The organism is Rhodoplanes roseus, assembly GCF_003258865.1.
GTDB classification, from domain to species: domain Bacteria; phylum Pseudomonadota; class Alphaproteobacteria; order Rhizobiales; family Xanthobacteraceae; genus Rhodoplanes; species Rhodoplanes roseus.
In genome coordinates this window covers 1-13,711 of the sequence record NZ_NPEX01000156.1, presented here as the reverse complement: position 1 = coordinate 13,711, position 13,711 = coordinate 1, and the positions used below count along the sequence as shown (strand labels likewise).

At 66.9% G+C, this 13,711-nt stretch carries 8 protein-coding genes and 1 pseudogene; 4 read left to right on the top strand and 5 right to left on the bottom strand.

The genetic code is table 11. From position 1 onward, the window contains the following. Together CH341_RS19785 and CH341_RS19780 are read right to left on the bottom strand one after the other, a co-directional pair. A pseudogene (locus CH341_RS19785) lies at positions 1-251 on the bottom strand (DUF2155 domain-containing protein); the annotation flags it as partial. A 170-nt stretch (positions 252-421) separates the two neighbouring features. Then, positions 422-838, bottom strand: a complete 417-nt coding sequence (locus CH341_RS19780) for an NADH:ubiquinone oxidoreductase subunit NDUFA12 (RefSeq protein WP_111420706.1) — start codon at positions 836-838, stop codon at positions 422-424. 203 nt (positions 839-1,041) lie between these two features. Here CH341_RS19780 and CH341_RS19775 point away from each other — a divergent pair, with 203 nt between their 5' ends. Beyond that, a complete protein-coding gene (locus CH341_RS19775; protein ID WP_245431151.1) occupies positions 1,042-2,163 on the top strand; it encodes a mechanosensitive ion channel family protein in 1,122 nt (373 codons plus the stop codon). Between the two features lie 16 nt (positions 2,164-2,179). On the opposite strand, the gene CH341_RS19770 is transcribed toward CH341_RS19775, so the two are convergent. The 3 genes from CH341_RS19770 to CH341_RS19760 all read right to left on the bottom strand — a co-directional run bounded on the left by CH341_RS19770 (position 2,180) and on the right by CH341_RS19760 (position 7,089). After that, positions 2,180-3,511 (bottom strand): sigma-54-dependent transcriptional regulator, encoded by a 1,332-nt coding sequence (locus CH341_RS19770; protein ID WP_111420704.1) that lies wholly within the window; start codon positions 3,509-3,511, stop codon positions 2,180-2,182. Continuing rightward, positions 3,508-5,445, bottom strand: coding sequence for a sensor histidine kinase (locus CH341_RS19765; RefSeq protein WP_210208462.1), 1,938 nt, complete (start codon positions 5,443-5,445; stop codon positions 3,508-3,510). Before CH341_RS19765 ends, CH341_RS19770 begins: the two co-directional genes overlap by 4 nt. Positions 5,446-5,724: 279 nt before the next feature. After that, a complete protein-coding gene (locus tag CH341_RS19760) occupies positions 5,725-7,089 on the bottom strand; it encodes an SLC13 family permease (RefSeq protein WP_111420703.1) in 1,365 nt (454 codons plus the stop codon). Positions 7,090-8,330: 1,241 nt separating this feature from the next. Between CH341_RS19760 and CH341_RS19755 the strand changes: the two genes are divergently transcribed. The 3 genes from CH341_RS19755 (at position 8,331) to CH341_RS33790 (ending at position 13,487) form a co-directional block, all read left to right on the top strand. Further along, positions 8,331-12,167 (top strand): vitamin B12-dependent ribonucleotide reductase, encoded by a 3,837-nt coding sequence (locus CH341_RS19755; RefSeq protein ID WP_111420702.1) that lies wholly within the window; start codon positions 8,331-8,333, stop codon positions 12,165-12,167. Positions 12,168-12,259: 92 nt separating this feature from the next. After that, positions 12,260-12,487 carry a DUF2188 domain-containing protein gene (locus CH341_RS19750; protein ID WP_111420701.1) on the top strand — a complete coding sequence of 76 codons (228 nt, stop codon included), beginning with the start codon at positions 12,260-12,262 and terminating at the stop codon, positions 12,485-12,487. Positions 12,488-12,614: 127 nt separating this feature from the next. Beyond that, positions 12,615-13,487, top strand: a complete 873-nt coding sequence (locus CH341_RS33790; RefSeq protein WP_146604550.1) for a hypothetical protein — start codon at positions 12,615-12,617, stop codon at positions 13,485-13,487. The last annotated feature ends 224 nt before the right edge of the window (positions 13,488-13,711 follow it).

The window sequence follows — 13,711 nt, the reverse complement described above, 5'->3', positions numbered from 1 at the left end:
GGCCGGATGGCGGTCGCCGGCGGCGGCGGCGGCAACGGCATCGGCTCGCCCGGCACCGCGTCGTCCTCGGGCAGCGGCGTCACCTGCTGCAGCGAGCCGGGCGGCGGCAGCGGCTCGCGCCGCGTCGGCACCGAGGAGGGCGGCCGCGGCGGCGGATCGTTGCCGAAGATGCTGCCGAACTGCGCGGGCGCGGGCGCGGTCGTCAGCAGGAGACCGAGAAGCACCAGCGGCGCGCGCGACAATCGGGACATGGCGGGCTCGACATCCGAAGCGAAGGCGGAACGCACGGCCGCGACCGCGCAGGCCGCGCACTTAACACGCGGATTGCGGCATCGAAAGGGAAAGGAACACAGCGAAAGCGTCGTAGCGCCACGATTTTCCGCCCCCGCGCGGCCGTCCGCACGGAGATCGGCGGGGCGGCTCAGCGGCCCGGCGTCCAGGCCTTGTAGTCGCCCGTCGCGGCCGGCCGGCGATTCTGCGCGAGCGTCGATCCCGGCGGCCGATAGGCGCCGGGGGTGCCGGTGAGATTCGCCTTGTGCGGCTTCCACCACTCGCGCGGCGTCACCGTCACCTGGCTGGGCGGAACGTCGACGATGTGATGAATCCAGCCGTGCCACTCGGGCGGGATGCGGGAGGCCTCGGCCTCGCCGGCGTAGATCACCCAGCGGCGCTCGAAGCCGAGCGCCGGGCTGATCCGGCCGCCCTTCTCGCGGTAATACTGGTTGCCCTGGTCGTCCTGACCGACCAGCTCGCCGTGGCGCGCCGTCCACAGCTGCGTGCCGAAGGTCTGGCCGTTCCACCACGTGAAGAAGCGGATCAGGAAGGTCTTGGCGTCCATCGTCCACCTGCGCGCCGGAGGTTTCGGCGTTCATGCCACCCGGGCCGCGGGAAGTCCAGAAGGCCTGGTCCGCCGACGCCGATCGCCGGCCTGCCCTGCTGCCGCGACAGCCGCCGGAACCGACCTTGGACCGTCCGGTTGACCCCGAATGCTGCACTGCAGCGGACATGTCGGCCACCGGCCGCGGTGACAGGGAGGCCGAATTGGCATTCTTCGACAACATCTTGGCGCAGGGTCTCGAGCTTCTTTCGACGATTCCGGGCAGCGTCGTCGGCATCGCGGCGCTGGCCCTCGCGGTCGCCGTGGTCCTGGCGCTCCACGCCGTGGTGGCGGCGCTGCTGCGCCGCGCTCTCCGCCGCCGACCCTTCGTCCAGACCCTGCTCGCTCGCAGCTACGGCCCGAGCCGACTCGCCCTGGTGATCGTCGTGATCGCCGTGCTGCTGCCGGCGATGCCGTTCGACTCGCGGCTCGCCGACGTGGCGGTGCGGCTCCTCGGCGTCGTCTTCGTGATGCTGCTCGGCTGGATCGCCCTGATCGCGGTCGATCTCGGCGCCGCCTTCTACATGCGCGGCTACCGGGTCGAGATGCCGAACAACGTCCTGGCCCGCAAGCACCTGACCCAGGTCCGCATCCTCAAGCGCACCGCCGCCACCCTGGTGGTGGTGGTGACGGCCGCGGCGGCGCTGATGAACTTCGAGACGGTGCGGCAGTACGGCGTCAGCCTGTTCGCCTCGGCGGGCGCCGCCGGCCTCGTCGTCGGCCTCGCGGCGCGGCCGCTGTTCTCCAACCTGATCGCCGGCGTCCAGCTCGCCATGACCCAGCCGATCCGCCTCGGCGACGCCGTGATCGTCGAAAACGAATGGGGCGAAATCGAAGAGATCACATCCACTTACGTCGTCGTCCGGATCTGGGATCTGCGCCGCCTGATCGTCCCTTTGACCTACTTCATCGAGAAGCCGTTCCAGAATTGGACCCGCGAGAACCCGGACATCTTCGGCGCTGTGATGATCCATGCCGACTATGCCGTGCCGGTCGATCGGGTGCGGGCGAAGCTCCGCGAGATCGTCGAGGCGTCGCCGCTGTGGGACCGTCGGGTCGCCGGCCTGCAGGTGACCGATGCCACCGACCGCACCATCGAGCTGCGCGCCCTGGTGAGCGCCCGCACCGCCGGCGAGGCCTTCGACCTGCGCTGCGAGGTGCGCGAGAAGCTGATCGCCTTCCTGCGCGAGGTGCACCCCGAAGGCCTGCCGCATGTCCGCGCCGAGATCGCCGAAAAGACCCCGGAGGACGCGACCGCGGCCCGCCTGGCGGACGGAGTGGCGTAGTCGATCGCCCCTGCCCTCACTCCCCGCCGAGCCCGTACTTGCGCATCTTGTCGTGCAGGGTGGTCTTGGGGATGCGGAGCGTGGCGGCGGTCTGCGACAGGTTCATCCCGTGCTTGCGCAGCGCGTCGGAGATCATGGCACGCTCGAACGCCTCCACGGCCTCCGGCAGCGACGGCAGCGTCGCATCGGTCGTGGCGAAGGGCGGGAACGCCATCTCGATGCCGAGCACGAACCGGTCGGCGACGTTGCGCAGCTCGCGCACGTTGCCGGGCCAGGAATGGGCCATGAGCTGCTGGATCTTGGAGGGGTGGATCTCCGGGGTCGGCCGGCCGTGGGTGGCGCAGCTCGACTGGACGAAGTGCTCCAGCAGCAGCCGCACGTCGTTGAGCCGTTCGCGCAGCGGCGGCAGCTTCACCGTGACGACGTTGATCCGGTAATAGAGATCGGGGCGGAACCGGCCGGCCTCCCCCATCTTCACCAGATCCTCCTTGGTCGCGGCGACGATCCGGCAGTCGACCGGCACCGAGACGTTCGAGCCCAGGCGTTCCAGGGTTCGCTCCTGCAGCACCCGCAACAGCCTGATCTGGACGCTCACCGGCATGCTGTCGATCTCGTCGAGGAACAGCGTGCCGCCATTGGCGTACTCGATCTTTCCGATGCGGCGCTTGGTGGCCCCGGTGAACGAGCCGGGCTCGTGGCCGAACAGCTCGCTCTCCACCAGGCTCTCGGGCAGGCCGCCGCAGTTGATCGCGACGAACCGGCCGCGGCGTCCGCTCGCCTCGTGCAGGCAGTGGGCGACCAGCTCCTTGCCGGTGCCGGTCTCGCCGTGGATCATCACCGGGGCCTGGGTGTCGGCGATCTCCGAGATCAGGCGCCGCACCCGCTCGATCCCGACGGAGTGCCCGATGATCCGCTCCTCCAGCCGCTTCTGGTCGCGGAGTTGGTGGCGGAGCGCCCGCACCTCGAGCGTGAGGGCCCGCTTCTCCAGCCCGCGGCGGACGACGTCGACGAGGAACTCCGGCAGGAACGGCTTCTCGACGAAGTCGTAGGCGCCGGACTTCATGACCCGGACCGCCAGCGCCACGTCGCCGTGTCCCGTGATCAGGATCACGGGCAGGTCGGGATCGATGGTCTGGACCTCGGCGAGCAGCGAGAGACCGTCGCGGTCCGGCAGGCGGATGTCGCTGACGATCACGCCGGGCAGGTCGCTGCGGATCAGCTTCAGGGCCTTGTCGACCGAGGTCGCGCCCACGGTGAGGCGCCCGTCGAGCTGGAGCGCCTGCTCGCAGCCGAGCAGCATGTCCGGGTCGTCGTCGACCACCAGCACTTTCAGTCCGGTGTGGCTCATGCGGGGTCGGTCGCCAACGGGATGGTCAGGCCGAAGGCGGCGCCCCCCGATGCTCGCCCGGCGGCGGTGAGCTCGCCGCCGAAGTCGCGGACGATGCCGACCGAGATCGCCAGGCCGAGACCCAGGCCGGTGCCCGGCGCCTTGGTGGTGTAGAACGGCTCGAAGGCGTGCTGCGGCCAGTCCTCCGACAGGCCCGGGCCGTTGTCGCGGACGTCCAGCCGGGCGAAGCCGTCGGGCGTGGCGGCGGCGACGAGGTCGAGCCGGCTCCCCTCCCGTCCCTCCATCGCATCGAGCGCATTGCCGATGAGGTTGACCAGCACCTGGTCCAGCCGGTTCTGATCGCAGCGGACGACGAGGTCGGGGTCGATGTCCTCGACCACCTCGACGCGACCGTAGGCGACCCGGTGGTGGAGCAGGAACAGCGCGTTGTCGAACGACTTGCGGACCCGGACCGGCCCCGACCCACCCGACGACTTGCGGGCGAAACCCTTCAGCTCGCCGGTCAGCCTCGCCATGCGTTCGACCAGCGGGCGGATGCGCTCCAGATTGCCGCTGGCCGTGGCGACGTCGCCGCGCTCGATGAACTTGACGGCGTTGCCCGACAGCGCGGCGATCGCCGCCAGCGGCCGGTTCAGCTCGTGCACGATGCCGGTGGAGAACTGGCCGATCGCCGCCAGCTTGCCGGCCTGAACCATCGCGGTCTGGGCATCGCGCAGCGCCCGCTCGGCGCGGCGGCGCTCCTCGACCTCGCCGACGAGGCGAGCATTGGCGGCGGTCAGCTCGGAGGTGCGGTCGGCGATCTTGTGCTCCAGCTCGTCGTGGGCGCGCTGCAGCGCGGCCCGGGCGGCGACGATCTCCCGCAGGTGGCGCTGCCGCTGGACCAGCATCACCGACGCGCCTCCGAGCAGGAGCACGCCGAGGCCGGCCAGCACGGCGCGGGTGCGGGCCAGGTCGACCGCCTCCTCCAGATCCGAGAAGACGGTCAGTCGCCAGGGCACCCCGGTCAGCATCCGGGCCTGGGCGAGGAACAGGCCGCTGATCGAGAACACGCGGCCGTCCCGGCCCGCCCGACCGGGAAGGCTGACGATCCGGGCGGCGTGATCGAGGTCGCGCACCACCCGCATGCCGATCGGCGCGAGGGTGCGATCGTTGTACTGCTGCGCCTCGGCGATGTCCTGGCGAGCGGCCGCGTCGAGCGGCTGCAGCGTTCCGTATTTCCACCCCGGCACCGAGGACAGGCTGATGACCCCGTGCTCGTCGGTCAGGATCGCCGGCGACTCGGCCGACGACCACGACCGCTCGAGCTGCTCGAGGTCGATCTTGACCACGCCGGTGCCGACGATCACGCCGTTGTCGTGGAGCGCGGTGGCGAGGTAGTGGCCCGGCTTGTTGCCGCTGGTGCCGATGCCGTAGAAGCGCTCCACCCGGTCGATCGCGGTGTTGCGGAAATACGGCCGGTACGACAGGTCGAGACCGACGAAGCTGTCCGGCTCGTTCCAGTTGGATGAGGCGACGACCCGGCCCCTGCGGTCGAGGACATAGACGACCGACGTGCCGATCCGACGATTCAACGTCTCGAGATAGACGTTGACCCGGGGCACCAGCGCGGCATCGGACGGGTCGCGCAAGCGGGCGATCACGTCGGATTGCAGGCCCATGACATAAGGGAACGTCGCGTATTTCTCGATCTCGCGCTCGAGGCTGGCGGCGTAGAGATCGAGCCGGTGGTCGGCACTGCCGCGCAGCTTGCGGATCGAACCGTCGAGCTCCTGATCGTAGACGACGTAGGCCGTGGCCGCCGTGGCCAAGACGAGACTCAACGCCACGGCCAGCCAGCGCCGCAGGGTGCTCCGAGGCGCGGTGCGGAAGGCGCGCGCCGACAGGAGGGCGCCCCGCCTCGCCATCTCGACCCCAGCGAACGGCATGAAGGTCATGCATGTACCCGTGCGGGGAGGAGCGTCCATCCCCGCAGCCCGATGCGACCGCACTAAGCGACAGTCGACGCCGGCCGATCCGGCCTGCGTCCACGATCGGCCGCTGTGCTTCACCCTCCATTCTACAGGAGCCAAGACCGGCTAACACTGCGTGGTGATACGATCCCGTGAACGACGGACGCGACGACGCTGCGGGCGCGTCTCGCGACGCCCCCGCAGCCGCCCTTCCCTCTCCGCCCGCCGGCCGGCCTGGTGGCGCGGCCGACGGTCACGGGCCGATCACAGGCCGAGCAGCCCGAAGAACACGTAGCAGAGCGCCGCGCCGACCAGCGACATCGAGAAGCCCCAGATGAGCAGCTTGCGGAACAGCTTGCCCTTGTCCTCGTTGGCCGCGGCGCAGGCCAGGCAGACGGCACCGAACAGCGACAGCGGCGAGGTGTCGACCATGTGCGAGCCGACATTGATCGAGGCGATCATCGAGACGGGATCGCCGCCCACGGATTTGACCAGCCCGGGGACCAACGGCAGGAACATCGGCATGACGACGCCCGACGAGCTCGAATAGGCCGAGATGATGCCGGTGACGAAGCCGAGCACGCCGGTGACCGTGACCGGGCCCGAGACGGTCGCGATGATGTCGACCAGGGCGCCGAGACCGCCGGCCTTGTCCATGATCTCGATCAGGATGCCCATGCCGCCGACCATGATGATCACCGACCACGGCATCGACTTCACCACCGTCTTGCTGTCGCCGGCGTTGAGGATCAGCAGAGCGGTCGCCAGCATGAAGGCGAGCGCGCCGACGTTCGGAGCCTTGCCGTTGCCGAGCACGTTCATCACGGCCGGCGTGAAGATCGGCTTCATGATCGACAGCCCGGGCAGGATGACCAGGAGCACGAGTGCCACCACGGCGCCGACCGTCATCCACTGATGGCGGGTGAACGGCTCGGGCTTGGCCGCGACCTCGTCGATGCTCAGCGTGGAGTGCTTCTGCTGCAGCATCCAGGCGGCCCCGCCGAGCAGGAAGAAGCCGCCCATGTTGCCGATCATCTGGGCGATCTCACAGTCGAGATAGACGCGCCAGGCCATCACGTCGAGGTCGCCCAGCGGCTTGCCGATCGACGCCATCTCCGGGGCCATCTTGGTCACGAAGAACTGCGAGATGATGCCGGTCGGGGAGATCGGCGAGAACGCCGCGCCGTTGGCCGCGCCCACCACCAGGAGGGTCATCAGGAAGGCGGACAGCTTGATCCGCCCAGCGATCGCCATCGCGACCGGCGCCATCAGGGTGACGGTGGCGATGTTGCCGGGGCCGATCGTGGTGATGATGGTGATCAGCGCGAACACGATGAACGGGATCATCGCCGTGTTGCCGCCGGCCAGCCGTATGGCGTTCGCCGTCACCTTGTCCATGGTTCCGTTCGTCGTCGCGATCCCGAACAGGAAGGTGACGCCGCTGAGGATCATGAACAGGTCGATCGGCCACGATTGCATGACCTTGGTGGCCGGGATGCCGGCGAAGACCGCGCCGATCAGGATGGCGAAGGCGATCGCCACGATCCCGACATTGAGCTCCTCGTTGTACATCGAAATGCCGACCACGATGACGATGCCGAGCAGCGAGACGAAGGCTGGAACAGACATTCCGAGTATCAACTGACCCTCCTGCGTGTGGGGATGTCGTCGAGCCGAGCGGTGAGCCGTCCAGGCATCGTCGCGTCCGGGCCGGCGATGGACGCCGGCTGCGGACGGGCGAGGCACGGGCGGTCGAGCGGAGCGCATGGCGGCAGCGCGGACGCGCCGGCGACACGCGGTTCGACACGGTCGTCGGCGGCGCGGTGAGCGCCGGAGACGGCTCGGCAGAGGCGGATTCTGGAAACCGTGAAAGCGGGACGACGGCGGCGGACGGGCGAGCCGACGACGGCACCCGTTCGTCTGAGGAAGGTCGCCGGATGGCGATGCATTCTCGGCCCCGCGCTGTCGGGCATTCCTTGCGGAGAAAGAGACAGCCTTACGGGGGACTCTGGTTGGTCCTTCGACGCGACACTCGCCACGCATGTAACGTGCCGGACTCCGGCGGGCCGAGCCGACGGTGCCGCCTGGGTTTTTCGTCGCGGCTCACGGGGTCCATTCGGAAACCCGGATGGGCGCGGGATTCGGCGTTCGGAAACCCGAACGCGGCCCGGCTGCACCTGGGCGGCGGCCGGGTCGGCGACCGGGTCGGCGACCGAGTCGACGGCGCCGACTCGGTCCTGTCGCAAACGCCGCCGGCCGCCGCGGTCGCGTGGCACCGGCGCGGCCTGAACAGCTACTTGATTACCGTTTTCGGCCCGGATCCGAGGACGACGTCCACAGCGGATTCTGCTGCTCTGTGACGACCGCGTGACACCGTGCGCCGGTATGCTACGACCCGGGTGCATCCGGGTCCGTCCGGGCCTTTACAGAATCCGGACCGGATTCCAGAGGGTTGCCGAGGCGTTAAAAATATCCCCGCAATTCTTCCCCTCGCCCACCACATTTAGGGGATGATTCAGACTCTCACGCTATTGCTTGACTGCCTCGGCGGAGTCGGCCTAGCGTTTGGCCCCTGCGGCGCGGCTGGTACCACGTCCTCGCCGGACGGATCCCTGAGGCTTGCGACAGACCTCCCCAAGGGCCACGTGGCCTTTGTGGACACCCTCTGTCGTGCCTGTGCCTCACCCTGAAAAGGGGACCCGGCCGGCCGACGTGACCCACGAGACCGGACCGCGCGCGGATCACCGGCGAGTATCGGGCGTCAGAGCACGAAGCCGAGAGTAAGTCGCGGGCCATCAGGTCCGCGACGGTGGGATGATCGACGCGACGTCCGGGAGGGCGTCGGCCGGAAGCGAGGCAAGGGGACTGAGATGCGGATCGAGCGGCGCTACACCAAGGACGGACAGTCACCCTATGCGGACATTCCGTTCCGCCTGACGACGAGCGAGATCCGCAATCCGGACGGCTCGGTGGTGTTCCGCGCCGACGCCGTCGAGGTGCCGACCGCGTGGTCGCAGGTCGCCTCCGACGTGCTGGCCCAGAAGTACTTCCGCAAGGCCGGCGTCGCGGCGCGCCTGAAGAAGGTCGAGGAGGAGACGGTCCCGTCCTGGCTGTGGCGCTCGGCGCCCGACGAGGCGGCGCTCGCCACCCTGCCCGAGAAGGAGCGCTTTGTCGGCGAGAGCTCGGCCCGGCAGGTGTTCGACCGGCTGGCCGGCACCTGGACCTATTGGGGCTGGAAGGGCGGCTATTTCGACGCCGAGGCCGACGCGCAGGCGTTCTTCGACGAGCTGCGCTACATGCTGGCCATGCAGATGGTGGCGCCGAACTCGCCGCAGTGGTTCAACACCGGCCTGCACTGGGCCTACGGCATCGACGGCCCGAGCCAGGGCCACCACTACGTCGACTTCAAGACCGGCAAGCTGCACCGCTCCAAGTCGGCCTACGAGCACCCGCAGCCGCACGCCTGCTTCATCCAGTCGATCCAGGACGACCTCGTCAACGAGGGCGGCATCATGGATCTGTGGGTGCGCGAGGCGCGGCTGTTCAAGTACGGCTCCGGCACCGGCACCAATTTCTCGCGCCTGCGCGGCGCTGGTGAAAGGCTCTCCGGCGGCGGCAAGTCGTCGGGCCTGATGAGCTTCCTCAAGATCGGCGACCGCGCCGCCGGCGCCATCAAGTCGGGCGGCACCACGCGCCGCGCCGCCAAGATGGTGATCGTCGACGTCGACCACCCGGACATCGAGACCTATATCGACTGGAAGGTGCTGGAGGAGCAGAAGGTGGCCAGCATGGTCACCGGCTCGCGCATCGCCCAGCGGCACCTGCGCGCCGTGATGAAGGCCTGCGTCAACTGCCAGGGCTCCGGCGACGACTGCTTCACGCCCGAGAAGAACCCGGTGCTCAAGCGCGAGATCAAGGCGGCGCGGCGCAACCACGTGCCCGACAACGTGATCAAGCGGGTGATCCAGCTGGCGCGCCAGGGCTACAAGGACATCGAGTTCCCGATCTACGACACCGACTGGGACAGCGAGGCCTATCTCACCGTCTCGGGCCAGAACTCCAACAACACCGTGCGGGTGACGGACGAGTTCCTCAAGGCCGTCGAGTCCGACCGCGACTGGGACCTGACCTGGCGCACCAAGCCGGGCAAGATCGCCAAGACCGTCAAGGCCTCCGACCTGTGGGAGAAGATCGCGGCGGCGGCCTGGGCCTCGGCGGATCCCGGCCTGCAGTTCCACACCTCGATCAACGACTGGCACACCTGCCCGGCCTCCGGGCCGATCCGGGCCTCCAATCCGTGCTCGGAATACATGTTCCTGGACGACACGGCGTGCAATCTCGCCTCGCTGAACCTGCTGACCTTCCGGGAGAAGGGTGAGGTGGGCGACGCCTTCGCGTTCGACGTGGCCGGCTACGAGCACGTCGTGCGGCTGTGGACCGTGGTGCTCGAGATCTCCGTGCTGATGGCGCAGTTCCCCTCCAAGGAGATCGCCCAGCTCTCCTACGAGTACCGCACCCTCGGCCTCGGCTACGCCAATCTCGGCGGCCTCCTGATGTCGTCCGGCATCCCCTACGACTCCGACGCCGGCCGCGCCCTGTGCGGCGCCCTCTCGGCGATCATGACCGGCGTCTCCTACGCCACCTCGGCCGAGATGGCGGCGATCCTCGGCGCCTTCCCGGGCTACAAGAAGAACCGCGAGCACATGCTGCGGGTGGTGCGCAACCATCGCCGCGCCGCGCACGGCGAGAAGCACGCCTACGAGAAGCTCGCCACCCTGCCGATGCGGCTCGACCACCACGCCTGCCCGGACGCGCACCTCGTCGAGCGCGCCAAGGTCGCCTGGGACCGCGCTCTGTCGCTCGGCACCGAGCACGGCTTCCGCAACGCCCAGGCCACCGTGATCGCGCCGACCGGCACGATCGGCCTGGTGATGGATTGCGACACCACCGGCATCGAGCCCGACTTCGCCCTGGTGAAGTTCAAGAAGCTGGCCGGCGGCGGCTACTTCAAGATCATCAACCGCGCCGTGCCCGAGGCGCTGCGCGTGCTCGGCTACAACGATCAGCAGATCGCCGACATCGAGGCCTATGCGGTCGGCCGCGGCACGCTCGCCGAGGCGCCCGGCATCAACCACGTCAACCTCAAGACCAAGGGCTTCACGCCCGAGATCCTCGAGAAGATCGAGAAGGCGCTGCCGACCGCCTTCGACATCAAGTTCGCCTTCAACAAGTGGACGCTGGGCGAGGCCTTCTGCACCGAGACGCTCGGCCTGCCGGCCGAGGATCTCGCCAAGCCGAGCTTCGACATGCTGGCGGCGCTCGGCTTCACCCGCCGCGAGATCGACGCCGCCAACGTGTTCGTCTGCGGCGCCATGACGGTCGAGGGCGCGCCGCACCTCAAGCCCGAGCACTATCCGGTGTTCGACTGCGCCAATGCGTGCGGCCGCAACGGCAAGCGCTTCCTCTCGGTGGAGAGCCACATCCGCATGATGGCGGCGGCGCAGCCGTTCATCTCGGGCGCCATCTCCAAGACCATCAACATGCCGAACGAGGCGACGGTCGAGGACTGCAAGGCGGCCTACATGCTGTCCTGGAAGCTCGGCCTGAAGGCGAACGCGCTCTACCGCGACGGCTCCAAGCTGTCGCAGCCGCTGTCCGCCCAGCTCGTCGCCGACGAGGACGACGAGGAGGATCACGACATCGACGCCTTCCTGGAGAAGCCGATGGCGGCCCGCGCCACGGCGCTCTCCGAGAAGATCGTCGAGAAGGTGGTCGAGCGCATCGTGGTGATGCGCGAGCGCGACAAGATGCCGGACCGGCGCAAGGGCTACACCCAGAAGGCCGTGGTCGGCGGCCACAAGGTGTATCTGCGCACCGGCGAGTACGACGACGGCCGGCTCGGCGAGATCTTCATCGACATGCACAAGGAGGGCGCCGCGCTCCGCTCGCTCCTCAACAACTTCGCCATCGCGGTGTCGCTCGGCCTGCAATACGGCGTGCCGCTGGAGGAGTATGTCGACGCCTTCACGTTCACGCGCTTCGAGCCGTCCGGCCCGGTGCAGGGCAACGACTCGATCAAGTACGCGACCTCGATCCTCGACTACGTGTTCCGCGAGCTCGCCGTCTCCTACATGTCGCGCTTCGACCTCGCCCATGTCGACCCGTCGACCACGGGCGGCTTCGACGCGCTCGGCAAGGGCGTCGCCGAGGGCAAGATGCCGGAGGGCTCCTCGGCCGCCAAATACGTTTCGAAGGGCCTCACCCGCTCGCGCACCGACAAGCTGGTCGTGATGCAGGGCGGCGGCGCCCCGACCGGCGAGCACCGCACCGCGCATGGCGAGCCCCGCCCTGCCCCGGCCGGCACCCATCCGGACAGCCGCGCCGCGGCCGCGCCGCCCACCGCCCAGGCCGGCGCGCACGCGCCGTCGAACGTCGCGCCTTTCGCGCGCGGCGCCGGCGGCACGGCGGCGGCCCTGAAGGCCGACCCGGTGCTGCGCCCCGGCCAGGCCCTCGAGGACCTGCCCTGGCACGAGCCCGCCCCCGCGGCCCGCTCCGACGCAAAGGCCCACGCCGCCGAAAAGCGCGCCGAAGCCAAGGCCCAAGGCTACGAAGGCGAAGCCTGCGGCGAATGCGGCAACTTCACCCTCGTCCGCAACGGGACGTGCATGAAGTGCAACACGTGCGGCAGCACGACGGGGTGCTCGTGAGCTGACGAAAAGTTGTGGGCGGCGCATTGCGCCGCCCTTGACTTGAAGGGAACATATGATGAACTGCGCGCACCCATATCTCGGAGATCCCCATGACAAAGCGTTACCATGTGGTTCCGAACAGTGATCGCGGCGGGTGGGACGTCATGCGTGAAGGCGCTGAACGTTCAAGTGGGCATTTCGATCGTAAGAGCGAGGCGATGGACCGTGGTCGTGCACTCGCTCGGGCCAACGAGACCGAACTTGTCGAGCACGGACGCGACGGCAAGATCCAAGACAGCGATAGCTACGGGAACGATCCGCGCAAAACGAAAGGGTAGACACCGAGTGGCGCGCAGTCCATTGCAATACCTAGCGTAGCAGAACTCCTTGACCCTTATGCCGAAAATCTCACGACTCACGCGCACCCTAGAAAGAACGAAATTCGTCATACTCCGGCCAATCGCCTTGACCAATTTCTATTGGCAGCAATACCGCGATTGGCGGAAAATTGTCCCTATTAGATGGCTATCCCCGGGAGAAGTCCTCTCGTTGGATTTTGAGCTTTGCCAACCGGAAACAGCGAGCTTAATCGACATTAAGTTCATTGAGGATATGGCAAAAGCGCGAGACGAGACGAATGCAAAAATCAAAAAACAATTGATAGTGTCGGGCCTCATATACGCATTCATTATAACTAATTATTTTTCCATAAACATCGACCTGAACATCTCTGGACTTTCATTAAAATACACTCCCGGCCTCGCCGAACTTCTTCTTCTCACTACCAACCTCATTGCGTCATACACCATAATCCTTCAAGGAAACACGTATTTGCTAGATTCAGCCATCAAATCGGCACTCACCAAAGTTGAACCGCAAGAACTTCGCGAGGTTTGCAGATTCAGATTTTTCCCACACGAAATTCAAGGTCGCTATCAACCAGCGAACCTGCCTCACATCATCCAACCAGTTTTGACACGGCTGATTATGAAATCTTCAGCAATCACAATTCTGGCGATGTTATCCGTAACCTTGGTCGCAACTATATTCTTGAATATCAAGATACTTTATTATTATCTTGTATCAAATGCTCAATTTGGAATCTGGAGCACTGTCATTTTTGTCTATATAATATCACTTGGATTTGTATGCCTATTGTATTTTGTCATGACCAGACTCAAAGTTCCGTATCTCGACTATACAATAAACCACGAGCTTGAACTTTTAGAGCAAGTTGATCCACGACGGCACAGAGAAAGACTTCGAGAGGTGTTTGGGAGCCAAAACAAGCGTCGCAGCGAAATGGAGAGAAGAGGCTTCCTTCGACCTCAAAACTAGCAAGCAAGCGTAGCCCGGCTTCCTCGTAGCAAGCGTAGCCCGGCTTCCTCGTAGCCTGGATTGAGCAAGCGTAGCCCGGCCTCTTCGTAGCCTGGATTGAGCGAAGAGACTGGGCAAGAATCGGCGGCTGCAGCTGATGTAGGATTGGTGGCATGACGAATCGCCCGTTCAAGACCGGCGCGAGCCGGGCGCAGTCCTGTCTTCTGCCGCCGAGCGTGGAGGAC